General features: G+C 42.9%; 22 protein-coding genes and 1 other RNA gene. 13 read left to right on the top strand and 10 right to left on the bottom strand.

Annotated elements, in window-relative coordinates:
• Positions 1 to 38 precede the first annotated feature (38 nt).
• A complete protein-coding gene (gene glnE, locus RT084_RS02615) occupies positions 39 to 2,861 on the bottom strand; it encodes a bifunctional [glutamate--ammonia ligase]-adenylyl-L-tyrosine phosphorylase/[glutamate--ammonia-ligase] adenylyltransferase (protein ID WP_313097532.1) in 2,823 nt (940 codons plus the stop codon).
• 565 nt (positions 2,862 to 3,426) lie between these two features.
• Between glnE and phbB the strand changes: the two genes are divergently transcribed.
• Positions 3,427 to 4,200: an acetoacetyl-CoA reductase gene (gene phbB, locus RT084_RS02620; RefSeq protein WP_099807895.1), complete on the top strand. Its 774-nt coding sequence runs from the start codon at positions 3,427 to 3,429 to the stop codon at positions 4,198 to 4,200.
• 132 nt (positions 4,201 to 4,332) lie between these two features.
• Here phbB and rpiA read toward each other — a convergent pair whose 3' ends face one another.
• Positions 4,333 to 5,022, bottom strand: a complete 690-nt coding sequence (gene rpiA / locus RT084_RS02625; protein ID WP_313097536.1) for a ribose-5-phosphate isomerase RpiA — start codon at positions 5,020 to 5,022, stop codon at positions 4,333 to 4,335.
• Positions 5,023 to 5,246: 224 nt separating this feature from the next.
• On the opposite strand from rpiA, the gene ilvA reads away from it, so the two are divergent.
• From ilvA to RT084_RS02640, 3 genes are all read left to right on the top strand, one after another.
• Entirely contained in the window at positions 5,247 to 6,797 is a 1,551-nt protein-coding gene (gene ilvA, locus RT084_RS02630) for a threonine ammonia-lyase, biosynthetic (protein WP_312113712.1), read from the top strand.
• Between the two features lie 212 nt (positions 6,798 to 7,009).
• Positions 7,010 to 8,353, top strand: coding sequence for an ABC1 kinase family protein (locus tag RT084_RS02635; RefSeq protein ID WP_313097539.1), 1,344 nt, complete (start codon positions 7,010 to 7,012; stop codon positions 8,351 to 8,353).
• A 151-nt stretch (positions 8,354 to 8,504) separates the two neighbouring features.
• The gene (locus RT084_RS02640) at positions 8,505 to 9,254 is read left to right on the top strand and encodes a YebC/PmpR family DNA-binding transcriptional regulator (RefSeq protein WP_313097540.1); all 750 of its coding nucleotides are present in this window, start codon (positions 8,505 to 8,507) and stop codon (positions 9,252 to 9,254) included.
• A gap of 47 nt (positions 9,255 to 9,301) precedes the next feature.
• On the opposite strand, the gene RT084_RS02645 is transcribed toward RT084_RS02640, so the two are convergent.
• Entirely contained in the window at positions 9,302 to 10,090 is a 789-nt protein-coding gene (locus tag RT084_RS02645; protein WP_313097541.1) for a hypothetical protein, read from the bottom strand.
• 236 nt (positions 10,091 to 10,326) lie between these two features.
• Here RT084_RS02645 and ssrA point away from each other — a divergent pair.
• Positions 10,327 to 10,687: a transfer-messenger RNA gene (ssrA, locus tag RT084_RS02650) on the top strand.
• A 341-nt stretch (positions 10,688 to 11,028) separates the two neighbouring features.
• Positions 11,029 to 11,367 carry a septal ring lytic transglycosylase RlpA family protein gene (locus RT084_RS02655; RefSeq protein WP_065263503.1) on the top strand — a complete coding sequence of 113 codons (339 nt, stop codon included), beginning with the start codon at positions 11,029 to 11,031 and terminating at the stop codon, positions 11,365 to 11,367.
• Between the two features lie 82 nt (positions 11,368 to 11,449).
• Here the strand turns inward: RT084_RS02655 and RT084_RS02660 are convergent, their stop codons facing one another.
• The 5 genes from RT084_RS02660 to glnA form a co-directional block, all read right to left on the bottom strand.
• Positions 11,450 to 12,625, bottom strand: a complete 1,176-nt coding sequence (locus RT084_RS02660) for a DEAD/DEAH box helicase (protein ID WP_312383303.1) — start codon at positions 12,623 to 12,625, stop codon at positions 11,450 to 11,452.
• 124 nt (positions 12,626 to 12,749) lie between these two features.
• Positions 12,750 to 12,962 (bottom strand): cold shock domain-containing protein, encoded by a 213-nt coding sequence (locus RT084_RS02665; RefSeq protein WP_007116878.1) that lies wholly within the window; start codon positions 12,960 to 12,962, stop codon positions 12,750 to 12,752.
• 272 nt (positions 12,963 to 13,234) lie between these two features.
• Positions 13,235 to 13,897, bottom strand: coding sequence for a 4'-phosphopantetheinyl transferase family protein (locus RT084_RS02670; protein WP_312383299.1), 663 nt, complete (start codon positions 13,895 to 13,897; stop codon positions 13,235 to 13,237).
• Positions 13,898 to 13,953: 56 nt separating this feature from the next.
• Positions 13,954 to 14,733, bottom strand: a complete 780-nt coding sequence (locus RT084_RS02675) for a DUF4124 domain-containing protein (RefSeq protein ID WP_312383297.1) — start codon at positions 14,731 to 14,733, stop codon at positions 13,954 to 13,956.
• A 146-nt stretch (positions 14,734 to 14,879) separates the two neighbouring features.
• On the bottom strand, positions 14,880 to 16,289 hold the full coding sequence (gene glnA / locus RT084_RS02680; protein ID WP_065252507.1) for a type I glutamate--ammonia ligase: 1,410 nt from the start codon (positions 16,287 to 16,289) through the stop codon (positions 14,880 to 14,882).
• Positions 16,290 to 16,782: 493 nt separating this feature from the next.
• Between glnA and RT084_RS02685 the strand changes: the two genes are divergently transcribed.
• The 6 genes from RT084_RS02685 (at position 16,783) to RT084_RS02710 (ending at position 22,847) form a co-directional block, all read left to right on the top strand.
• Positions 16,783 to 17,409, top strand: a complete 627-nt coding sequence (locus RT084_RS02685) for an anthranilate synthase component II (protein WP_313097547.1) — start codon at positions 16,783 to 16,785, stop codon at positions 17,407 to 17,409.
• 140 nt (positions 17,410 to 17,549) lie between these two features.
• A complete protein-coding gene (trpD, locus tag RT084_RS02690) occupies positions 17,550 to 18,680 on the top strand; it encodes an anthranilate phosphoribosyltransferase (RefSeq protein ID WP_312383293.1) in 1,131 nt (376 codons plus the stop codon).
• A gap of 15 nt (positions 18,681 to 18,695) precedes the next feature.
• Complete coding sequence (gene trpC / locus RT084_RS02695) at positions 18,696 to 19,517, top strand: indole-3-glycerol phosphate synthase TrpC (RefSeq protein WP_313097550.1); 822 nt, start codon at positions 18,696 to 18,698, stop codon at positions 19,515 to 19,517.
• Positions 19,518 to 19,598: 81 nt separating this feature from the next.
• Complete coding sequence (locus RT084_RS02700; protein WP_007116885.1) at positions 19,599 to 20,324, top strand: Smr/MutS family protein; 726 nt, start codon at positions 19,599 to 19,601, stop codon at positions 20,322 to 20,324.
• A 251-nt stretch (positions 20,325 to 20,575) separates the two neighbouring features.
• A complete protein-coding gene (locus tag RT084_RS02705) occupies positions 20,576 to 21,964 on the top strand; it encodes an APC family permease (RefSeq protein ID WP_284033881.1) in 1,389 nt (462 codons plus the stop codon).
• Positions 21,965 to 22,034: 70 nt separating this feature from the next.
• Positions 22,035 to 22,847 (top strand): pseudouridine synthase, encoded by an 813-nt coding sequence (locus RT084_RS02710; RefSeq protein WP_313097553.1) that lies wholly within the window; start codon positions 22,035 to 22,037, stop codon positions 22,845 to 22,847.
• A 32-nt stretch (positions 22,848 to 22,879) separates the two neighbouring features.
• On the opposite strand, the gene RT084_RS02715 is transcribed toward RT084_RS02710, so the two are convergent.
• Positions 22,880 to 23,476 (bottom strand): phosphatase PAP2 family protein, encoded by a 597-nt coding sequence (locus RT084_RS02715; RefSeq protein ID WP_062334628.1) that lies wholly within the window; start codon positions 23,474 to 23,476, stop codon positions 22,880 to 22,882.
• A gap of 147 nt (positions 23,477 to 23,623) precedes the next feature.
• Positions 23,624 to 25,072: a glycosyltransferase family 4 protein gene (locus tag RT084_RS02720; RefSeq protein WP_313097554.1), complete on the bottom strand. Its 1,449-nt coding sequence runs from the start codon at positions 25,070 to 25,072 to the stop codon at positions 23,624 to 23,626.
• Between the two features lie 328 nt (positions 25,073 to 25,400).
• Between RT084_RS02720 and tusD the strand changes: the two genes are divergently transcribed.
• Positions 25,401 to 25,841, top strand: a complete 441-nt coding sequence (gene tusD, locus RT084_RS02725; protein ID WP_409519588.1) for a sulfurtransferase complex subunit TusD — start codon at positions 25,401 to 25,403, stop codon at positions 25,839 to 25,841.
• Positions 25,842 to 25,850: the final 9 nt, after the last annotated feature.

The following is a 25,850-nucleotide window of genomic DNA, read 5'->3' on the forward strand; positions in this document are numbered from 1 at the left end:
TAAAAAGTTTTTGTTTGAAATAAAAATTGAGGTTACATCTATTCTGGACGCTGCCCGATTAAACGATGCCATTGCGCATCAACAAAATTACGTAGATCATGCCACTGGGCTTCATCTACCAGTATCGGCTGCTCTGCCAGAGCCAAGCGATGCGTCATACTGCGGATGCGAAGATAAGCATGCGTTAGCTGTTGGCATATTTCTGCCTCGATGATGCCCGTTTTGGCAAGCGCTTCAAAGATACGCACATTGTCACTCCAAACTGCCAACGCAGGATAACTATTGGCATACGCCAAGACAGCAAACTGGGCAATAAACTCAATATCAACCAATCCGCCTGCATCTTGTTTCAGATGAAACAAGCCTTGCTGCTTGGTGTGCGGTTTGCTGCCCAAATGGTCTTGCATCTTATGCCGCATGGTGGATACTTCGATACGGACACTATCTTTATCACGCGGCAGACACAATACTTCTTTACGAATCTGGTCAAATCGCGTCATCACCCGGCTATCGCCGCAAATGGCACGAGCGCGAACCAACGCTTGGTGTTCCCACGCCCAAGCTTTGTGCATTTGGTAAAGTTCAAACGCATGGGTAGATACCACCATCATACCCGCTTGACCCGAAGGACGCAGGCGCATGTCAATCTCATAGACACGACCATCGCGCGTTTGGGTGGTCAAATAATTCATCAGTTTTTGTGCAAGGCGGGCGGCAAACTTCATACCGCTGATGGGTTTTTCACCGAGCGTCATCGCTTCTTCATCAATGTCATGAATAAACACAAGATCAAGATCTGAGCTATAACTCATCTCAAGCCCGCCAAGCTTACCATAACCGATAATCGCAAAGCCATTATGCGCTTCACTCACAGGCTCGCCTTGGGCATTGACAGGATAGCCATGTTTTTTTACCAATTCACCAAATACCCGTTGCAACGCTTTTTCAAGCACCACTTCAGCGATAAAGGTGAGTGAATCAGAGACTTTCATTAACGGTCTATCCGCCAACACATCACTTGCCGCCACTGCCAAGACTTGGGTTTTTTTGAAAAAACGAAAAGCGTTGAGTAGCCCTTCTTCATCATTAGGCTCTACCCGTAACAACTGCTGACGCAAGATGTCACTAAGTTCTGCCTTGTCGGGTAAATGACGGTATTTTTCACGGATAAATGAATCCAGCAAAACAGGATAACTGACCAATTCGCTCGCAATCCAAGGGCTTGCTGCCAACATGGGAATCAATTTGGCGGCTGCCGTTGGGTTTTCGGCAAACATGACCAAATAAATTGACCGACGACTTACTGCCTCTAGCAGTGTCAACATTCTAGGTAGCGCCACGTTGATTGCATCTTCGCTTAAATCAGAATGTAACAACCCATTGATTAGAATCGGATAGGCAGCATTTAAGCGAGTCTTGGCTTCTTCACTAAGCCCTGCGATGAGCTTACTTTGCCAAAACTGGTTTAATTTGTCTTTATTGTCAGCGCTTAATTTTTGCTCAAGCTCAGATAAATTGTGCTGATGATCCACTTGCAATTGTTCATCAGACTGCTGACGATCACTGACCAGCTCGTCAAAAGGTATTTTTACCATTTGGCGGTATTCATTAAGTTTGGCTAACAATGCCGCCCAATCGGCAAACCCCAACACTTGGGCAAGCTGATGTCGCTGAATGGCGTCTTGTGGTAGTCGCTGGGTTTGTTCATCATTGATGGCTTGGATACCATGCTCCAATCTACGTAAAAAACGATAGGCTTGTGCCAATTGCTCATGAGTCAGAGCATCGATAAAGCCATGTTTTTCTAGTTGGCTCATCGCTTGTAGGCAGTTTTTTACTTTGATATCACTGACACGCCCGCCATAAATCAACTGAAACGACTGCACGATAAACTCAATATCACGGATACCACCTGCCCCAAGTTTGACATTGTCCGTATCTTGACGTTGTTCGACTTGGTTTTGAATCAGCGATTTCATCTCACGTAGGGCGGCAAAGGCACTATAATCGACATAATAACGAAAGACAAACGGCTTGATAAGGGCTTTTAAACTATCGCTAAAGGTGACAGGATTGACGATTCTGGCTTTTAGCCAAGCAAATCGCTCCCACGCCCGTCCATGTTGGGCAAAATATTTTTCCAGTGCCGATAAATGAATTGCCAAATCACTGCCATCGCCCCAAGGACGCAGGCGCATATCAATGCGAAATACAAAACCGTCTTGGGTGTTTTTATCCAGCAGATTGATGATGCCTTGACCCCATTTGGTAAAAAATTTCTTGTTATCGATGGATTTAGCAGCTTTTGACCCTTGTTGTTTTAACGGGTCAACCACCGTCTCACCTTGCCCTTGATGGACAAAAATCAAATCAATATCGCTGGATAAGTTGAGCTCTTCTGCCCCCATTTTACCCATGGCGATGATGGCTAAATCATCCTTTTGCGGTTTATTTTTTTCATCAAAAAAATACGGCTCGCCATAGCGACTGATTAAATCTTGATACACATAGTCTTTGGCAAAGATGAGACAATAATCAGCAAATTTTGATAGCTCCCATGTCAGCTGCTCTAGGCTAATCAGATTTAATGCATCTTGCCAAATCCAGCGCACCATCAACAAATTGCGTAGATGACGCAGCCCCCGCATCACGGCTGCTTCATCCGCCAATTGGTAATCTTCATCCAGCGTATAATCGCGTATTAAATCTTTGATATGTTGGACATCGAGCGTTTGGGTAAGGGGATAGCTTTTTAAAAAGCTTTGTGCAACGTTTGTTTTAGTCTGCCAATACTGATAGCCAAAATTACTAGCTTGCTGTAATACAGCGATTTGTTCTATCGTCGGTAATAGTTGCGGCATTCTAATTTCCGTGTGGCAAATAAATAAACAGACCCACCTCATCGTGGTATATATATTACTAAGCATTCACGCTTGCGTATCGATACAATCGATCTTGTCCAATCAAGCTTGTACAATTAAGCCAAGTTTGTACCATCAAGCGGGAGATTTAGCAATTAGGCTTGATTAAGTGCGGTTAATACAGGGTATTTTGCTCAACCTTACATTGCTTAAACTTATCCTTATAGCCTAGCACAAACCGCTATTGTTGCAAATTTTTTTAGCACACAAACCTATAAATACTCGTTTGCGCGTAGCAAAATGTTTGTAATAAAAATAAAAACGTAAAAAATATTGGTAGTTATCAAATTTTCATATATGATGAAAAAAACAAGGAAGTAAAAGTCAATAACTTTATGTGAATATTCGGTCTATAGTTTTTTTTTGACCCTGATATCAATCGCGTGTAAGTGATATTTTAGCCGCATGTTCAATTGTAAAAAAAACACATTTATCTTATAAACTATTTTAATCATTGAATTTTTTAGTACAACCAACAATCACAACAAACAAGGAGCGTACTGTGATGACAACGGACAACCCAACTGCAAATAAAAAAATTGCCCTCGTAACAGGTGCGCTAGGTGGTATTGGCACGGCTATTTGTCATGCGCTAATCCAAGCTGGCTATCACATCATTGCAACTTACACCCATAAAGCGGATAGCACAGTCAACCGCGGCGAAGCTTGGTTAAAAGAAGAAGGCATGAATGCCAGCGATTTCACCTTTGTTGAAACCAATCTCACCGACCATGAAGCAGCCACTAAAGCCATCCTTGATGCAATTGAAAAAGCAGGTCACATTGATGTGTTGGTAAATAACGCAGGTATCACCCGTGATACGACTTTCAAAAAAATGACTTATGAGCAATGGTCAGAGGTGATTGATACCAACTTAAAATCACTATTCACGGTCACCCAACCTGTTTTTAACAAAATGCTTGAGCAAAAATCTGGGCGTATTGTCAGTATCAGCTCAATTAATGGCTTAAAAGGTCAGTTTGGTCAGACCAACTACTCAGCCACCAAGGCAGGTATTATCGGCTTTAGTAAAGCGCTGGCACAAGAAGGCGCTAAATCTGGGGTGACCGTTAACGTGGTTGCACCGGGTTATACGGGTACTAAAATGGTGATGGCGGTGCCGGAAAAAGTGATGGAAAGCATCAAAGCCGGCATTCCAATGGGTCGTATCGCCCAACCGGAAGAGATTGCCGCTGCCGTGATGTATTTAGTCAGCGATGGCGCTGCTTATATAACAGGTGAGACCATCAACGTAAACGGCGGTCAATACATGCACTAATGAGCTTGCCATCAAGCTTGCCATTAGCGGTTATAAACTAAATCGGTTATGAACTAAAAAAGACCAGTCATCGTGACTTGGTCTTTTTTGTTGTGTGACAACATTACTGATAACCATTAACTTGCTAGTAACTTAGTTGGCTGTCAATTTTTTCACGCCATCTGCCGTTGCCATCAGCAAGATATCAGCGCGCTGTGCGCTAAACAACCCATTACACACCACCCCAACGATATTGTTTAACTTTGCTTCAAACGCTGCTACCTTCTCAATGTTCAAGCCGATATCTAAGCCATAAACATCCAAAATCAAATTGCCATAATCGGTGACAAATCCTTCACGGTAGACCGGTTCACCGCCAAGCTGCACCAACTCACGCGCCACATACGAACGCGCTTGCGGCAACACTTCAATCGGTAGTGGAAAGCCAACGCCTAATTGCTGCACCCATTTACTTTCATCCACCATGCAAATAAACTGCTTAGATGCGGCGGCAACAATTTTTTCACGGGTTAAAGCGCCACCACCGCCTTTGACTAGCTGTAAGTGCTCGTTCACTTCATCGGCACCATCAATATATAAGTCTAACTCACCCGTGAAATTTAAATCCATCACCTCAATACCGAGCGCTTTGAGCTTATCTTCGGTGACCTTTGAGCTTGCCACAGCGCCCTTTAGGTTAACTTTTGGCAATAATTCAATGAGGCAGTTGACGGTACTGCCCGTCCCTACGCCCAAAATCATGCCTGATTCGATATATTTTAACGCGTCTGCTGCCACGGCTTGTTTTTGTTGTTGTTGCGTGCTTGCATTCATCGTACTCATAGACCCAGCCTTGTTAGGAATTTATCAAAAAAACAGATAGAAAACTTAATGCTATCAATTACCCAACTTATTTTACCGTAAAAGCACTTGCAAGCTAAACCCTAAAGTCCTAATCTAATCACTTATTTTTTACTTCTCTAACGATTTGCTTTGTTTTGGTTATGAAAGCACATAGAGGGTAAAAATAAATCTCCAAACGTATTTTTCAAACTTAGGTCATTATTATGTTATCAGATTGGGTACGCCTTATCCTTCAAGCGACCGTGTATGATGCTGCTATTCAAACGCCGCTTGAACCCGCCAAAAAACTCAGTGAACGGTTTAACAACGATATTCGTTTTAAACGTGAAGATTTTCAGCCAGTGTTTTCTTTTAAGCTGCGGGGTGCCTACAATCGAATTAGCCAGTTGAGCGATGTAGACAAAGCCAAAGGCGTGATTTGTGCCTCTGCCGGCAACCACGCGCAAGGCGTCGCCTTCTCTGCTAGCCGCTTGGGACTCAATAACATTATCGTGATGCCGACCACCACCCCCGATATCAAAGTCAGTGCCGTCAAGTCATTGGGCGGTAATGTGGTGCTATATGGCGATAGTTTTGATGAATCTAACCGCTATGCTATTGAACGCGCCCAAACCGATGGCTTGACCTTTATCCCGCCGTATGACGATGAACTGGTCATCGCAGGTCAAGGTACCATTGCCATGGAACTAGTGCAACAATGGCGTAAAATGGAATATGTGTTTGTTGCGGTTGGTGGCGGTGGCTTAATTTCAGGTGTCGCGGCGTTTTTGGGGGAAGTTGCACCACATGTTAAAGTCGTGGCGGTCGAGCCAGAAGAAGCAGCCTGTCTCAAAATCGCCTTAGCCACTAACGAACGCAAACGTCTGCCCCAAGTGGGGTTGTTCGTCGATGGGGTGGCAGTCGCCCAGCTGGGTGAAATACCGTTTGACGTCTGCCGTATGCCAAAAAGCGATAACTCAGGTCCCGTGGTCGAGCCTGATGTGGTCACTTGTAGCAATGATGAAGTGTGTGCGGCGATTAAAGACGTGTATGATGAAACCCGCACCATCGTCGAGCCTGCAGGCGCGCTTGCGGTCGCGGGTATGAAAAAATACATCGAAGATCATAACCTACAGGGCAAAAACTGTGTGGCGATTTTATGTGGTGCCAACATGAATTTTGACCGCTTACGCTATATCGCTGAACGTACCGAAATTGGTGAGAAAAAAGAAGCGATTTTTGGGGTGACCATTCCTGAGCGCACAGGCGCATTCTTGGATTTTTGCCGCTCACTCAAAGGTCGCAACATCACCGAATTTAACTACCGCATCAATACCAACCCCAATTACGCCCATCACGCTGCCAATATTTTTGTCGGTATCGCCCTCAAAGAAGGCGAAAAAGAGCGCAAAGCAATCCACCAGTTACTCAATGAAGCCGATGATGCCGCAATTGATTTGACCGATGATGAAGTCGCCAAGACCCATATTCGCTATTTAATCGGTGGGCACGCGGGATTAAAAGACGAGCAATTATTTCGCATCGAATTTCCCGAGCGTCCTGGCGCGCTGCTCAACTTCCTTGAAAAATTGGGCTCACAGTTTAATATTTCTTTATTCCACTATCGTAATCATGGGGCGGCTGAAGGGCGTATCTTAGCGGGCATTCAAATGGGTGAGCAAACCGCCGAGCAATTACTTGCCAAGCTGCAAGACATTGGCTATGAGTGCGAAAACCTAACCGATAACTTGGGCTATCGCTTATTTTTACAATAGTTTTTAACGGTTTGGATAAACAAGGTGTCATCGTGGCGCCTTTTTTTGTGCCAAGTTTTTTATGCCAAGCTATACACAAAATTCGCTAAATTTCAGCACGGTACATAGCAAAAATAGCCATTTTCTGCTAATCTCAATACTTAAAACTTGATAATTTACCTGATAGTTTCACTGATAAATTAATTAAAAAATTCTGCTATAAGACAACCACTATGTCATCAAAAAAACGTTTTTTAAAACTTGCCGGTATGACTGCCAGTATCGCAGGAAAAGCAGCTAAAAATTCTATTAAGTCTTTTGCAGGCTCTGAAGAAGATAAACTCACAGCCCGTAGCGAAATGCTGCAAACCGTAGGGCTGCAAATCGCCGACACCTTAGGCGAAATGAAAGGCGCGGTGATGAAAGTGGGTCAAATTGCCTCGCAGTATAAAGATGTGTTCCCGCCTGAAGTCTCAAAAGCGCTGGAGAAATTACAAAAAGACGCACCGCCCATGCCGTTTGCCGTCATCAAACAGCAGGTTGAAAAAGAATTGGGGCAACCGATTGAGGCGTTGTTTGCCCAGTTTGAGCAATCACCCTTTGCGGCAGCCTCTATCGGTCAAGTCCATAAAGCGGTGTTGCCAACCGGTGAAGCGGTCGTAGTCAAAGTGCAATACCCCGACGTTGATACCAGTATCGATAGTGACTTAAAACACGTTCGCTTGGCGCTTAAGATAACTGGCGTGCTCAATATGGATAAAACCTTGCAAGATAAAATTTTTGCAGAAATCCGTGATAGCCTGTATGACGAGCTTGATTACACCAAAGAAGCCCATAATTTGGCAATTTTTGGCAGTTTTCACAGCGATGATGATGGGCTGATTATCCCCAAAGTTTTTCATAGCCATTCGACCAAACGGATTTTAACCCTATCACAAGAACTGGGTGAAAAGCTTGAAGTGGCTGCGACTTGGGACAATGACATCAAGCAAAAAATCGCCACTCGCCTATTTGATTTTAGTGCCGGTCAATTGTTCAAACTGTACCGTCTGCATTGTGACCCCCATCCAGGTAACTTTGCGTTTCGCCCTGATGGCTCGGTCATTGCCTATGACTTTGGTGGTATCAAATCTTACAGCCATGACGAAGTTGCGTTATTCAAACGCTTTGCCATTCACTGCTTAAGCGGTGATGTGACAGCGCTTGAGCAAGATTTGGTCAGCATTGGCATCAAAAAAGACAATGATGAGCCACTGCCCACGGACTTTTATAACGATTGGTTGCAGATTGGTTTGACCCCGTATGGTTTTACCCAGTTGTTTGATTTATCCAAACATGCGCCTTATGACTTTGCCACCAGCCAAACCCATTTTCAAGCGATTGCCAAAGCAAAAGAGTCGCTTAAATACTGGCAAAGCTTTCAACCTGCCCCACTTACCATGATGCTTGATCGAACCATTTCTGGACAGTATTGGAACTTGGTCAATTTAAAAGTAACCATTGATTTAAGTGAGTTGATACACCGCTATATTGATTTGCCGACATTGCCACGACCTGATGATTCGCCTCGCCCTTAGGTTTGATTTTCACTTTCAATAACATTTCCTGCGATGACATAGGCGCAACCCCCTATCAAAAATCCGGGTTGCTCGTTTATAATAGCGCACGCAAAATTTTGAAAATCAGATTACCAAGTTATATAGGTTAAGTTAGATAAAGGATACACTCATGGCCGGACATTCCAAGTGGGCAAACATCAAACACCGTAAAGCCAAACAAGATGCGGCAAAAGGTAAAATCTTTACCAAAATCATTCGTGAGCTGGTCTCCGCTGCCAAACAAGGCGACCCAGACCCAGCAAATAACCCACGTTTGCGTGCGGCGGTGGAAAAAGCCAACTCAGTTAATATGACCAAAGACACTGTAAAACGGGCGATTGAACGTGGTGCCGGCGGCGGTGATAATGACAACATGCAAGAAATCACCTATGAAGGCTATGGCTTGGGCGGTGTCGCGGTGATTGTCGAGACCATGACGGATAACCTCAACCGTACCGTTGGCGAAGTGCGTCACGCTTTTAGCAAAAATGGTGGCAACTTGGGTACATCAGGCTCAGTGGCTTATATGTTTAGCAAACGCGGTGAAATTACCTTTGATGATGTGTCGCTAGAAGACACCATCATGGAAGTCGCGCTTGAAGCAGGGGCAATCGATATTGAAAATAACGGTGATAGTATCACCGTGGTCACTGAGCCAGAGAATTTCGGTGACGTGATGGATGCCTTAGAAAAAGCCGGTTTAAAATCCGACAATGCAGAAGTGACTATGTCCCCTTCAACCATGGCGGATGTTACTGATGTCGAAGACGCTAAAAAAATCATGAAAATGATTGATATGCTAGAAGATTTGGACGATGTACAAGAAGTCTATACCAACGTCAACTTTACTGATGATGTCATGGAACAACTCGATGATTAAATGAAATTTTTCAGCATAAAAAAGGCTAAATGTAGATTCAGCCTTTTTTATTTAGCAATTTGTAATAGTGTTGTGGTGGGATATAAGGTTAAAAACACGCGATTAAACTCACTACCGTGATGCAATACTTCACTTGTGTCAAAAGTTAATAAGCCCTTTTCTTGCTGTTCATTGGTATGAATCAACAACCACACTTCATCCAACGCCCTTTTTTTGCGGTACGCTTGGACTTTATGCGCTTTTTTGCTCATCACCGCATCAATATCACCTTGATTGATGTAGGAATCAATCGGTAAATCTTCATTTTCATCTGCCATATCGGTAAAAAACGCACTGGGCAACCAACGCATGGTTTTGGCAATACCGTTTTGTAATTTGCTACTGAGCGTAGGATGTGGCAAATTACTCGATGGCTCGATAAATTGCTGCGACACATTGATAATCTTTCGGTTATCAATGTTTTGCCAATTGGCCCAATTGGCTTTGATACCTACTATCTCACCTTTACCATTAAACCGCGTTGGTGTAAATTTGGTTGACACCTGTAGCAGTGACTGCCAGTACCAACGCTTTAATATTAAATTGTCATTACTGAGTCTATCGCGTAGTCTTGGCAAAGTCGTTAATTCGATGCCAATTGCGTATTCACCTTTGTCACAATAAAAAATACAGGTAAAATCAGGCTCATTACCATCATCCGTACCTGAGATGGTTTTGGCAGGATGTAAATGCAGCATGGCTAAAAAATGCACCAAATACACCCATTCACGCTGGCGTTTGAGCTGATTTTGTGACATCCGCATGATGCTTGGCGAATTTTTTTTATTCCCTGCCATTCATTAATTACCTGTAGCTTGTTCAATTGACTCAGTCTAATGTTCCATTGATTAAAATATATCAAAAAAATTTTACTTACTTCAACAGTTTAGCTTATCAGCTCAATACGTCAAAATCATGACAATAATTTGGACTGTATTAAGTTGCTGTGTGTGTTTTTAGTAATTTATCTAACTATTATGACGTTTAGCCTTGTATTTTAAGCTATTAACCTTATATAATTCACAGTTCATTTGGGGATGTTCTGGCTTCGACGCTGGTAATGAAACTCAATGATGCATGTCGAGTGAGTATGTCCACTCGTAAATAAAATATACATTTTAAACTAGTCGCAAACGACGAAACTTACGCTCTAGCAGCCTAAGCGCTGCTTGGGACGGCACAGATTGCCATTGGTCTGGTTGCTCTCCTTGAAGCGAACGCACGATGGATAGCTTAAATTGTTGTCTCGCCAATTTGAGCAAAACTTAAGAGGCTCGTGGTTGACATCCTGACTGTCGGTTCGCCAACCATTAAAGCCATAGACAGAATCTAAACATGTAGAGTCATGGGCGTAGTGCTGGCGGACGCGGGTTCAACTCCCGCCATCTCCACCATATATAAAAAAGAGAATGCAATAACTTGCATTCTCTTTTTTTTTGCATTTTTTATATCCCTTTAGTTACTCAAGATAGCATTTTTACATAAAATCAACAGGTTAGAAAAACTAGCTGATATGGTTACATAACTTATATGTTTAGCAAAATACATCCGATATTAAAGATTTTGTTTACAATAAATTATTTGAAATAACATAACTTTGTAATTAGAATACACACCGCTTAAGTGATATTAAACAATATTACTTTGTTTTTAATATGTAAATCACGGGAAATGCCCCTTGATACCTTTAAGTAGTCAGATTATTGACCGCTTTAATTGATAAAAGGAACATCCGATGAAATATATCATTGCCAGTTTGTTTGTTACTACTTTAGTCACCCAGCAAGCCAACGCTGCTGTTGTTTCATGGTATGGTGGCAAGCATCATGGTCGTACCACGGCGTCTGGCGAGAAATTCAATCAACATGCACTGACTGCAGCTAGCAACGTGCACAAATTAGGTAGCCGGCTCAAAGTTACCAACAAAGCCAACGGCAAAAGTGTAGTGGTACGCGTGACTGACACAGGCGGGTTCGGCAAATATGGCCGTACGCTAGATTTGTCAAAAGGTGCTTTTAGCAGAATTGCTAATCTTTCAAACGGCCTTGCTAAAGTCGATATCGTTAGATTATAGCGTTATTTTTATTAATGTATTTTACCGTAAAAAAGGGCGCTATTGATTGATAGCGCCCTTCATGTTTTATCACTTAAAAAATTTAATCCTCTAAAAAACGGGTATCATTCGACCATTGCTGCATTTTGATACTTTCATCCAAATATTGCTCGATAGCCGGCAAGTTAAACCCGTCGTTTTCACTGATAAAGCTAATACTCATGCCTTTATTGCCTGCCCTACCGGTGCGACCGATACGATGAACGTAATCATCAGGACTGTCTGGCAGCGTATAATTGACCACACAAGCCACATCATCCACATGAATACCTCGCCCTGCGACATCCGTAGCCACTAAAATATTGGCATCGCCTTGACGAAATTGTGCCAAATACTTCTCGCGTTTGGCCTGTATGACATCCCCTGACAATATCACTACTTTATACTGACGATTAAGTTTGTCATACAGGCGTTTGACTTGGTCTTTACGATTGGCAAAGACAATGATTTTATTGGGAGAAATTTTTTCAATAATTTGCTGTAACGCCGCCAGCTTATCCGATTCCATCAAGGTGAAAAATAGCTGCTCGATGTTTTGACTGGTTTTTTGCTCGGGCGCAATCTCTACAAAAATCGGTTGATATAACCAGCGATAAGCTAAATTCATCACATCTTGGTTAAAGGTAGCGGAGAAAAGCAGGGTTTGCCGATGCGTATTGGCGGGCATCATACGAATCAACCGTTTGATATCAGGTATAAACCCCATATCTAGCATTCTATCCGCTTCATCTAATACCAAAATTTCAAGACGATCAAGATACACATGGTGCTGAAAGCAAAAATCAATCAAACGACCTGGGGTGGCGATGATGATATCGACAAACTTTTGATGCAGCTGCTTTGACTGCGTGTCATAGTCTGTGCCACCGAGTAAACAAACAGTATGCAGTTTGGTAAACTTGGTGAGCTCAAGGCAATCTTGATAAATTTGTTGAGCCAGTTCTCGAGTTGGCGCCAACACCAGTGCACGGGTTTCACCCAAAAAACGATCGCCATCAATCTCAGGGTTTAGAGGATTATTCAGCAATTCATTGATGATGGTGAGTAAAAACGTTGCTGTCTTACCTGTACCTGTTTGTGCCTGCCCAATGGCATCTTGCCCAGCGAGTGTATTGGGCAATATTTGCGCTTGGATAGGGGTTAGCGTTTGATAGCCTAATTGATCAATCGCTTGTTTAAGCGCTGGATGAAGGGGTAATTGTGAGAAAGTTTGAAACACAGAGAGTTAACCTATTTTGACCAATCAATCATTGGCTATGAGAAACAACAAAAACCAAGTTAATGACATCAACTTGGTTTGCAAAAAGGTCAAAAATAACACTTTAACCCCTTTTTGGCTTAACTTATTCGACTTTGGTAACTTCTTCAGCTTGAAGACCTTTTTGACCTTCAACCACGATGAATTCAACTTTTTGACCATCTTGAAGTGAACGGTAGCCGTCACCTTGAATCGCGCGGAAATGAACAAAAATATCTTCGCCGCTGTTACGCTGAATAAATCCAAAACCTTTTGAATCATTAAACCATTTTACAATGCCTTGTTCACGAACTGACATATTATAACTTCCTTTAACACTATTAATGGTAGGTTTATAAAGTAGTTTTTTAGCCAAGGCTAGTTAAGCCTAGTTAAGTTTAGCTACCCGCTACCTACGCCTGCTAATTAATGTACTAGTTAAGCTTTTGTAATAGTTTGTTAAAACATTTCTCTACAATGTCGCTTACATAGTAAATTGTTCTTATAGCAATCATAGCATGGGTTTTTTACAAAAAAAAGTAATTTCGTAAGAATTGGTTATTTTTTTAAATAGCGATTTTTTAGCCTTATTTAACGGTTTACAATAATAAAACTACAGGGTTGGCTACTAAAATTGCCAACTATTTTAGCGTCGGTTTGCACACATTGTATGGGCTTATCTTTAGCATTTATCTCATCGATGCCAATAAGTTGATTGATAACCTCTTCGCCCAATTCATCTAGCACATCATGTTTTAATTCTTTGATTAATTGCTTATCGACATTCTGATGGGTTTTGATGGCACATTCTTTAAGTCGCCATAGTAGGTTTCGTAAAACTGCTTGATTGACTGCAGGCTTTTGATTCAACCATTGATATTCATGAGGTGAAAAAAAGCGTGAAGCAACCTGATGACTAATTGCGCTGTCTTCGACATCAATGCCGATATTGGCATAGGGCGAAATCAATACTGCGGCATGTTGGCGGCTATGGCTAAAACTGACATACCAAATGTAACCATCAGCCGTTATAAAATGATAAGGAAAGTTTGCATCCATTAACTCGCCTGTCAAATTAAGCGCTTGCTGTAGCTTTTTTAGCAATTGACGACAAGACATCGACCCTAATTTATGGGTTGACCCTGATTTATTGATTGACCTTATTTTATTTGTTGGTAAGGTAACCTGTTCACCCAAATTATGATGAATATCAATAGCCACCCAGCTATGGTCTTCGATTGGATAAAGCTGCATCGGTGATGGTAGTGCCTTGTTGTATAAATAATTGTATAAATAAATTTAACGATAGCTTAAAGTATTAAAGTATTTTTTTTATACCAAGGTTGATTGGCTTTCTTCTTTTGTATTTGCGCAATCGCTTTACGTTTTTTTTGATACAGTACATTATTACTGATGAGAGTGATAGCGCGAGTGTCTTGCGCGATGACTTCCCCTAAGACGTTTTCAACATTTACGGTAATGGCATAAGGGTTAGGATCGAGCGTGGTAGTTGCAATAGTATAGCTAGTGTCTTTTATGGTCGCTAAGGTTTGGTTATTGAGTTGATAGACGATTCTATCGCCTGTTTTTAAACTCGGTGTCAACGCAACGTTAATCTCAATGGGTTGACTACCCCGTCGCAGCGTTTGCCCGGCTTCAGGCGATACAATGTTTAATACATAATCGCCCTGCTGGCTTGCTGAGATGGATTGGGTGGATAAGCGACCAGTTAAGCTATCACCTAATCTATCAGGCAAGCGATTGTCAGTAGCCGTACTCGCTGCGTTATTAACTTCATTGTTCAAGTTATTAGATGTCGTTGTTGATTGATTGGTCGTCGATGATACTTGTGATTGGGTGGGTAATTTATCTAATACGCTGATATTTTTGCTGTTTTTATTATATTGATAAGCGGTATTGATATTATCGGTATATACCACTTGACCGTCTGAGGTGGTCGTCTTATACACTTCAGCATGACTTAACTGTGACAGCAATAACACTACAGCCGTGAGTATAAAGCTATACCGTAAACCGCTATTATTATCGGTACTATATTTATTATCCGTACTATATTTTGTCAAAATCATATAAGCCTTCCCCTCAAAACCCATTATTGTGCATATTTTAGCAAGCTTGATAATCAATCCCTAAATAATTTTGCCTATTAAACTAAAAATTTCACATAAAAAAACCCAACTTAATGTGAAGTTGGGTTTTTTGAAAAGCGAACTTATTAGCAGCTGTAGTACATATCAAATTCGATTGGATGAACTGATACGTTGTAACGCTCTACTTCTTCTTTTTTCAAGGCAATGTAAGCGTCAAGCATTTCTTTGGTAAATACGCCACCTTTGGTTAAGAACTCATGGTCGTCTTCTAACGCTTTAAGCGCAACTTCCAAGTTTTCCGCCACCGTTGGGATCAATGCTTCTTCTTCTGGTGGAAGGTCGTATAAGTTTTTGTCTGCGGCTTCGCCTGGATGGATTTTGTTTTGGATACCATCAAGCGCTGCCATCAACAATGCGGCAAAGCAAAGGTAAGGGTTGGCTGCTGGGTCTGGGAAACGTGCTTCGATACGTTTGCCTTTCGGGCTTGCCACGTATGGAATACGAATTGACGCTGAGCGGTTACGCGCTGAATAAGCCAGTTTAATAGGCGCTTCGTAATGCGGTACTAGGCGTTTATAGCTGTTGGTTGATGGGTTAGTGATGGCATTTAATGCACGAGCATGTTTGATGATACCACCGATTGCGTATAAAGCAGTTTCTGATAACCCTGCGTATTCATCACCGGCAAAGGTGTTTTTGCCATCTTTTTGGATTGACAAGTGAACGTGCATACCTGAACCATTATCACCAACCATCGGTTTTGGCATAAAGGTCGCAGTCTTACCATATTCGTGTGCAACGTTGTGTACTGCATATTTGAACTGTTGTACTTCGTCCGCTTTACGAACTAGGGTATTAAATGATACACCGATTTCTAGCTGGCAAGAGGCAACTTCATGGTGATGCACTTCAACACGGCCTTCACCCATAATCGCTTCTACCGCGGCACACATATCAGCGCGCATATCTTGTGAGCTATCAACGGGTGGTACTGGGAAGTAACCGCCTTTGACGCGTGGACGGTGCGCATAGTTACCGCCTTCCATTTCTTTATCGGTTGACCAAGCGGCTTCATCAGCTGAGATGGTGTGACGGGCGCCTGACATGTCGATTGACCATTTTACATCATCAAATACGAAAAATTCTGGCTCTGGACCAAAGAATGCGGTATCACCGATACCCGTTGATTTTAGGTATTCTTCGGCACGTCGCGCGATTGAACGTGGGTCACGGTCATAACCTTGCATGGTTGATGGCTCGATAACGTCACAGGTCACAACAACGGTCGTTTCACGAAAGAAAGGATCGACGAATGCGGTATCAGCATCTGGCATCAAAATCATATCTGACGCTTCAATGCCTTTCCAACCAGCGATTGATGAACCATCAAACATTTTACCTTCTTCAAAAATGTCTTCGTCCATGCTGTCAGCTGGATAGCTTACATGTTGCTCTTTACCTTTAGTGTCGGTAAAGCGAAAATCTACCCACTTTGCTTCGCTAGATTTGATTAAATCTAAAAATTTATTCGACATTGCTCGTTTCCTTTTACTTACGCAAAAAATGATTAAAAAAACGTTACGCCACTTTATACTCTTTTCGGTGCTGTGACAAGAGATAAACAAAGTGGTGCTTGTTGAATTTAAACTTTCAAGTTATGTGCCAACTTTTGCACTATCATGCTAAATATTAAATTTTTATATCAAATTCAATGAGTTATTTGAGAGTGGATTTAATGATAAAATTGGCTGATATGACTATCTGCCTAGATAACCTTCAAATCACTATAGGGCCTTAACACTTGCACCATTTTAATTAAAATTTTATCGATATTCACTTTTATGGTGCATAAAATATGTATTTAACTATTTTAGTGAAAATCATTAACATTGATTTCTGCTACTCTGTTTCACTTATTCGGTTTCAGTTACTTGTAGAATGGTTGTGATAAAATACTTGATTAAAATAATGGTGAAGTTTTTTCATCGGCTAACCATCGTCCAATAATTACATGATAGGGTTTCTGGATTGCTACTTTTTATTGATAACTACGACAGTTTTACCTACAATTTGGTGCAGTATTTTGAGCAATTGGGGCAACCCGTTGAAGTCTGGCGCAATGATGCTTGCAGCAGTGAAGATATCATTCGTTTAAATCCCGATTATTTGGTCATTGGCCCTGGACCTTGCACGCCAAGCGATGCAGGCAATACGTTGAGTTTTATCAAAGACTGTGCCGGCATTATTCCTATATTAGGCGTTTGCTTGGGTCATCAAGCGATTGGGCAAGCATTTGGCGCCAATATCATTCGTTGCCCAACGATTATGCATGGGCGGGTGTCGCAAGTTTTTCATCACCACCAAGGGATATTTGCCGGGCTTCCCTCACCTTTTAACGCCACTCGCTATCATTCTTTAGCGATTGCGACAGACAGTTTGCCTGATTGTCTAGAGGTTACCGCATGGTGTGATGATATTCACCCACATAATTCTCTGCCATCCACTACTGTGATGGGCATTCGGCATCAAACATTGCCGATTGAAGGGGTGCAGTTTCATCCAGAATCTATTTTGAGTGAGCATGGGTATACGATTTTGAAAAATTTTTTAGCTAACTATGAAAACCATGAAAACTATCAAAACGCTAACTATTAGACTGGGATAATTGAGTTTTGCGGCTTAAAGTTTGGCTTTAAAACTTGGCTTTAAAACCTGGCTTTAAAACCTGGCTTTGTTATAGTATACTAGTACAATGATATATCAAGTGTAAGCCATAAAACTCATACGAGACTGACATGACCCATACTGTAACGCCTTATCTTGGTGACATTACCACGTCTATTGAAAACAACCAACCATTAACACAAGAGCAAACCCAACTACTGCTTACCACGGCACTTGATCGCGCCATCAATACCATTGATCTAACTTATGCAGAAATGCGCGGCGTCATGCTAGCCATCATGCAAGGTCAATGCCCCGATGCCATGATGGGCGCCCTGCTCACCGCGCTGCGTATGAAAGGTGAAAGCATCGAAGAAATTACCGCCGCTGCCCAAGTGATGCGGGAACTTGCTATTAAAGTGGATTTGTCGGATGTGCCCAACGTCGTCGATATTGTAGGTACAGGGGGCGATGGCGCAAATTTGTTTAATGTCTCTACCGCCGCTACGATGGTCGCAGCAGTAGCTGGCTGCCATGTCGCCAAGCATGGTAATGGCGGCGTTTCCGGCAAATCTGGCAGTTCCGATTTGCTGCAGCAAGCGGGTATTAATTTGGCGTTAAATACCGAGCAGATTACCCAGTCGATTAAAACCCATGGTATCGGTTTTTTGTTTGCGCCCAATCACCATGTGGCAATGAAACACGCGATGCCCATTCGCCGTACCCTAAAGACGCGCACGGTGTTTAATATTTTGGGACCTTTGACCAACCCTGCGGGCGTCAAAAATGCCATGATTGGGGTATTTAATCCTTCGCTGTGCGAACCGCTTGCCAATGTGTTCAAAAACCTTGGCGCGGAGCATGTGCTAGTCGTCGGCTCAGTGGATAACCTTGATGAAATCTCACTGGCGACTTATACCCATGTGGCTGAACTTAAAGATGGCAAAGTCAGCGTGTATGATATCGAACCTGAAGATGTTGGTATCGAATCGCAAACCCTTAAAGGCTTAATCATTGACAGTCCAGCACAGAGCCTAGCGCTCATCCGCGAAGCACTGGCTAACAATCCCAATAAAACCCCCAACGCCAAAAAAGCCGCGGATATGATTGCCTTGAACGCCGGTGCGACCATCTATGTAGCAGGTAAAGCAGATACCATAAAACAAGGCGTAGCCATGGCACAAGATATCATCAGCAGTGGCAAAGCCTTGCAAAAAATGGCAGCATTAGCAAGCTTTACTCAGCAATTCACCTCTCATTAAATTTTTGGAAAAACCATGCCTCATCAAGCAGTCCCCTCGGTATTACAAAAAATTGTCGACACCAAACGTCAAGAACTGGTCAGAGCCAAAAAACAGCAATCTTGGCATGACCTTGAGCAAATTGCCGCAACGAACCACCAAAACATCCGTGATTTTGCCGGCAGTTTGCGCAAAGCGGGCATTCGTGTGATTGCGGAAGTCAAAAAAGCCTCGCCATCCAAAGGCATCATCGCCCCTAATTTCGATGCTGTCGCCACCGCAGTCGGCTATGAACAAGCGGGTGCCGCTTGTTTATCGGTATTGACGGACACGGATTATTTCCAAGGCTCGGATGAGTATTTATTACAAGTGCGCCAAGCGGTAAGCTTACCTGTGCTACGCAAAGATTTTATGATTGAGCCGTATCATATTTTGCAATCACGTGCGCTGGGGGCAGATTGTATTTTGCTAATTATGGCGTGTTTATCGGATGCGCAAGTCGCTGAGCTACACGAATTGGCGTTAAAACTTGGCATGAGTGTACTCATTGAGTGTCATGATGAGATAGAAGTGGAACGGGCGTTACGCTTGCCCGCCCATCGCCAAAACGTGTATGGGGTTAACAATCGCAATCTACATAACTTTGATGTGAGCTTGGACACTACCCTACGCCTAAAAACACTGTTTCCACAAGATAGCTTACTGGTGACAGAAAGCGGGATTCATTCGGCAGAGGATGTAAAATTGATGCTGGGCCATGACATCCATGCGTTTTTGATTGGTGAGCAGTTTATGAAAACGGGTGATGCAGGTAGTACTTTAGCAAAGTTATTGGCACAATCACAACAAAATGCGTAAAATAGCCAAGTTAAATAATTGATGTTAGGGCGTTTCATCGATAAACGCCCTATTTTTTATACCGATTTATAGAGTTATTGTATGGCAAATTTATTTTCTAAAGAAATGCAAGACCAGTTAAAGCAGCTTAAAGCTGAACTAGGTAAAGGTCGCAGCCAAACTAAAGAAACCGATGAAAACGGCAAACCGACTGAAACCGTGGGTTTATTGAGCAAGCAACAAGTCGCCAAACAAGTTAAAAAATATAATAGCGAACATCTTGATGATGATAAATTGCTATTTATGCAAGCCATGTCAGGCGTGCAGCCAATCAAAGATAAAAACTTGGCGGATAAAAACAACGCTGGCAATAAGCTTGATGCGACGACGCTAGCCAAACGCGCGGCGGCAGTCGGTGGTGACGATGATAGCGGACATGTATTGTCTGATATGCAAGCGCTGCTCAACCCCGTCTCTGGCGATGCTTATTTAAGTTATAAAACCGCAACGCTACAAAACAAAGTGTTTAATGAGCTCAAACAAGGCAAGATTCGCTGGTATGATGCCGTAGATTTACACGGTGCCACCATTGAAGAGGCCCGTGAAGCCATGAGTCAGTTGATTTTACAGGCTCAAAAAAACAATGAAAATTGCGTGAAAATCATTCATGGTAAAGGCATTGATAGTATCTTAAAAACCTGCGTGAATGGTTGGTTGCGTCAGATTCCTGAAGTGCTTGCTTTTTGCTCAGCCCCTGCGGCGCAAGGTGGCAATGGTGCAGTGTTGGTGTTACTCAAAAAACGTGAAAAAGCCAATCGCGACCAATAACCATTGTACGGCTATTTTGACTATAGGTTAAATTTTATAAAATCATGCATAAAACAAACGATGCATGATTTTTTTAACAGGATTTTTTAATTGTTAATAGTTTATTCTTAGATTTTGTTTATAATAGGCTCTTTTTTTTCATGGATTAAATGCTCTGCATTAATCTACTCTCAACTGGCTAAAAACAGCGCCCATTTGTCTTTTGACAGCTGACTGTTTTTAACACCACTGGGTATAGGAGAAAGGTAGCTTTGAACAATACCCCCACTGCGACTAATTCGCCCGCTAAATTGCAACGTCATTTAGCCCTTTGGCACATTATCATTATTGGTTTGGCGTATATTCAGCCCATGACCGTATTTGATACCTTTGGCTTGGTTTCTGAAGCCAGTCATCAGCACGTTCCAACATCTTATATTATTGCATTGATTGCTATTTTGCTTACCTCGCTAAGTTACGGTAGCATGATTCGTCGTTATCCTTCGGCGGGTTCGGCATATACCTATGCGCAAAAATCGATTCATCCCAATGTCGGGTTTATGGTGGGTTGGTCTTCTTGGTTGGATTATTTATTGTCACCTTTGGTGAATATTATCCTAGCGGTGATTTATCTTGAAGCGCTGTTCCCTGATGTCAACAAATGGATTTGGGTATTTATTCTGACGGGATTTATGACCTGGATTAACGTGCATGGCTCCAAAGTCGTGGCTTATTTTAATAGTTGGATTGTGTTTATTCAGCTATTGATTATCGGTGTATTTACGTGGTTGGTGTATAGCAAATTGATGGCGGGCACCAATGCGGACGGCACTATCAATGCTGCAGCTTACCAATTATGGAGCTTAAAGCCGTTTTGGAGTGATATTGCTAACATGACGGCACTCATCAGTGGTGCAACCATTTTATGTTTCTCTTTCACAGGCTTTGACTCACTAAGCTCATTGGCAGAAGAAACCAAAGATGTGCAAAAAACCCTACCAAAAGCAATTTTCTTGACCGCATTGATTGCAGGTATTGTGTTTATCATTAGCACTTACTTTATGCAGATTTATTTCCCACAAACTCCTGACAAATATTTCCCAGATGTGGCTGCTACCCAGCCAGATATTTTGATGTTGGTGGGTGGTTCTGCGTTTCAAGCCGCCGTATTGGGCTTTGCAATTGTCACGGTGATGGCGTCAGGTATTTCTGCACATGCGGGTGTCTCTCGTTTGATGTATGTGATGGGGCGTGATGGGGTCATTAATAAACGTATTTTTGGTCATATTCATCCAAAATACTTGACCCCAACCTACAATATCTATATCGCGGGTGTGATTGCCTTAACCGCGGGTTTTATTGAGTTTGATGTCATCGCGCATTTGATTAGTTTTGGGGCATTGACGGCGTTTAGTTTTGTTAATTTATCCGTCATCGCGACCTACATCATCCGTGAAAAACGCTACCACAGTGCCTATGATTTGTTGATGTATTTGATTGTGCCGCTGCTTGGCTTTATCAGTGTTGCGCTGATGTGGAAAGAAAGTGAGCCTATCGCCATCAAAATGGGCTTAGGCTGGGCAGTAATCGGTATCATCTACTTGGCATTTAAAACGGGTGGTTTTAAGCGTCATCCACCGATGCACAATGAACATGAATAATGGTTAATGTGGTGAAAAGGTCAGATACGATTCTGACCTTTTTTATGTCTGTGGCTTTTGGGGAAACGCTATGTTAGAAATTTTATATCAAGATGAATACTGTGTGGCTGTCAATAAGCCTGCGGGTATGCTCGTTCATCGAAGCTGGCTTGACCGTCATGAAACCGAGTTTGTGATGCAGACCCTACGCGATCAACTGGGTCAATATGTTTATCCGATTCATCGCTTAGACCGACCGACGTCAGGGGTGTTACTGTTTGCTTTATCGAGCGAATCAGCGCGGCAACTGTGTGAGCAATTTGAAAACAGGCAAGTGCAAAAATCTTACTTAGCCATCGTGCGCGGATATTTGACAGTTAATGCGCAGACATCCCAGCAGACATCTGGGCTGATTGATTACCCACTCACACAAATGTTGGATAAAATTGGCGATAAACCAAGTTTGCGGGCGCTGCAACAAAGAAAGCTTAGTTCGACAGACATGTTTGATGCAGCCCTTAGCAGCCCTGCTGAATTAACCTTACTGCAACCTGCGCAAACGCACTGGCAATGCTTGGCAACAACTGAGCAGCCGTTTCAAGCGCGCGCACGCTATCCCACGTCACGCTTTAGTCTGGCTAGATTGACGCCCATTACCGGACGAAAACACCAACTACGTCGCCACATGAAGCATGTGTTTCATCCGATTATTGGCGATACCAGCTATGGCGATCATCACCAAAATCGCGCCATCCGTCAACATATCGGCGTGCATCGATTGATGTTACATGCGCATACCTTGGCTTTTAATAGACTGACTGACAATCAGCGTGTTGATATCACGGCACCTGTGGATACAGATTGGTTAACGATGTGTGCGCAGTTTGGCTTTCCATTGCCTTAATAGTTAGCGATTTCATTATTTGGCAACATCCTTTACGCAACCAAGTAATCACTCACTTTGCTACCGATGGTCGCAAATGTTGCACCAATGCCCGCCCCCACCAACACATCGGTGGGATAATGTAACCCCAATACCAAGCGCGATAATGCCACCAGCATCGTAAATGGTAGCAATACCCATAACATCATCGGCACTTGATGCCCTATCATGGTGGTAAACAATACCGCTTGCAGTGTATGCCCCGATGGAAAACTAAATACATCTAAAGGCCGTTCGCCTAAAGTAATGGTCTGGTGTACTTGGTAAGGGCGTGGACGCACTGTGTGTACTTTTAAATACTTATACAGCAAATAACCGCAAAAACTGCTGAGTAACACCGCACACACTTTCATAGCAACGATACTAGCGACCAGTCCTTGCGATAGTAACGCTACTAACATCACTACCGTCGATACTGCCCAAAACCAACCATCGCCTAAGCGGCTGATGGTTTTGAAGAACTGGGCAAAAAACTTCAATTGTGACAGCAAATTTACCCGTAAACATAAGCGGGTGTCCCATTGCAGCACGCGCTTTTGCAAATGATGTAGTTTAGGTTTACTGTGCAAAAACTGATAATAATTGCGCATTAAATTGGGTAAGTTTTCGACAGGGCTAGCAGAGGTACAGGTGAATTCTGAATTGGCAAGTGACAGATTGGGATTTTTTATGGGTTGATTCATGGATTGATTGATGGGGTGATTCATGGCGCCATCCTTTTTTTGCCTATTTGAACCTCACGTTTTGGAGAAAAACGCGGCAGATTCAGCGGGTCTTGGGGTTGGGTGACTATTTTGGGTTGAGTGGCTACTTTGGAGTGAATGACTATATCGTGGCTGTTTTTTTGCCCCGACAGTCGGGTGAACTGACTCAGGTGTGAGGGCGATTGTTAAATCCGCGAGCGGATGTTGAGCCATTGATTGAGAAGACAAAATGGTTGGCGTCACTGTGCTGGCTGTTAGGGTGTTCGTCTGAATTGATAGCACTTCATAAAACATGGTCAACATTTCTTGGGCAGGTTTTTGCCAAGAAAAAGCAGCCACCTTGTGCCTTGCAGCTAGTCGCATCTGATCAAGCTGTTGTTGTTTGGGCAATTCACTAATCATCTCTACAAAGCGTTGTTCTTGCCCAAGCGGTACAGTTTTACCACAACTATCATCCACCAACAGCGCCGCAGCCGCATCATGATAGGCAAAAATTGGTAACCCCGATGCCATCGCTTCGGTGACGACATTACCGAAAGTTTCCACTTGACTAGCAAACACAAAAGCATCGGCACTGGCATAATAACTTGCCAGCGCCTCGCCTGTTTTAAAGCCTGCAAAAATAATGCTTGTATCATTGGCATGCCGTTTAACGAGCGCTTCTTTGTATGGTCCATCACCGACAATCACTAATTTGACATGACGATGCAGCTGCTGTAATTGTAGCGCTTTGAAGCTTTTAATGACGGTATCCATACCTTTTTCAGGGGAAACACGGCTCACACACATTAACACTGTGGTGCCCTCGCCCACGCCCCAACTTTGCCGTAATGCTTGGCTACGTTTGCTCGGTGCATAGCGCGCTGTATCAACGCCACGACCGACTTGGTACAAATGCTTGAAACCAAATTCAGCGAGCTGATGTTGGGTGGTCTGGCTTGGAATACAGGTGGCATTGCAATGGTTGTGAAAACGCTTCATATACGCAAGCAAAGGTAGTGAGATTACTTTCCAACCAAAGTATCGGCTAAAATCATGAAACGCGGTGTGATAACCTGAAGAGACTTTAATGCTTTGCTGTTTGCCAGCAATCAACGCCGCAAGCCCCAAAGGACCTTCCGTCACGATATGTACAATATCAGGACGAAGCTTGCGCAGCTGCTTCGTTAAAAATCGGTAACAAGGTAGCCCCATGCGCAGATGCGGATAATAAGGAATGGGCAAACTTGGCACTTGTAAATCAGTGGTAACAGCCGCCGTGTTAAGCCCTGTCGTTAGGGTATGTTGTTCGACTTCATCGCTTTGTTTGGGGCGAATCAAAGTGATGCGATGCCCCATCGATTTGAGTTCGCGCATGATTTGATAAACGCTTGAGGCTACCCCATTGATATCTGGCAACCAAGTTTCAGTCACCAAAGCGATATGCAATGATGGCCTATTGTCATGAAAAGGTGTGCCTGCAACTTGAGTTGAGAGATTCATGTGATTTGCTGACGTCGTCTGAGTGTCAGACGAGGTCTGGTACAAATTAGTGTTTACAGTGTTGTCACTCATAGTATGTTATCAACCATTACAACCGACTGCTTTGTTTGACTGCAAAAGCCGTTTCGGTAAATTAAATCAATCCTTTGTATGAGTTAAGCTTATAAGCCGCCATTGACAACCTCATGTCAATTTAATAACAGTTTGATGACAATTGCATCGCAAATAGGGGTCGATTTTGCTAAAATAGCGAGCAGATTGCAGCTTTATAGATTAATTTATAGATGGTTAAATGACTGATTTGATAACTACATCGAATAATACCGCTATGCCAAATACTTCGACGCTCGATACACCAATTGTGATGCTGATGACACATGCGCCTAGTCATCCGCTTACCAAACAAGCGCTTGAATGCGCCCAATCGCTATGTGCAAACGATGGTAAAACAACCAATGAGCAAAACTCGTTAACTAGTACCGATTTTAAAATTTTCTTATATAGTGATGCGGTGATGTTGGCCAACCGATTAATTTGGCTGCCCGATGATATCGAAAATCTGGCAAAAAATTGGCAACACTTTGCTATGAGTCATGATTTAACCATTCAAGTGTGTGTGAGTGCCGCTTTGGCTCGCGGGGTGACAGATGCTGACAATGCGACTAGACATCAGCTACAAGGTGACAATTTGGCAGATGGCTTTGAATTAGTCGGTTTGGGTGAATTGGCCATGCATCTGCACAGGGCAACAACGGTTTATCAGTTTTAATTGGGTTGG

Source organism: Moraxella sp. CTOTU48717 (assembly GCF_032057165.1).
In the GTDB taxonomy this organism is placed as follows: Bacteria; Pseudomonadota; Gammaproteobacteria; order Pseudomonadales; family Moraxellaceae; genus Faucicola; species Faucicola tetraodonis.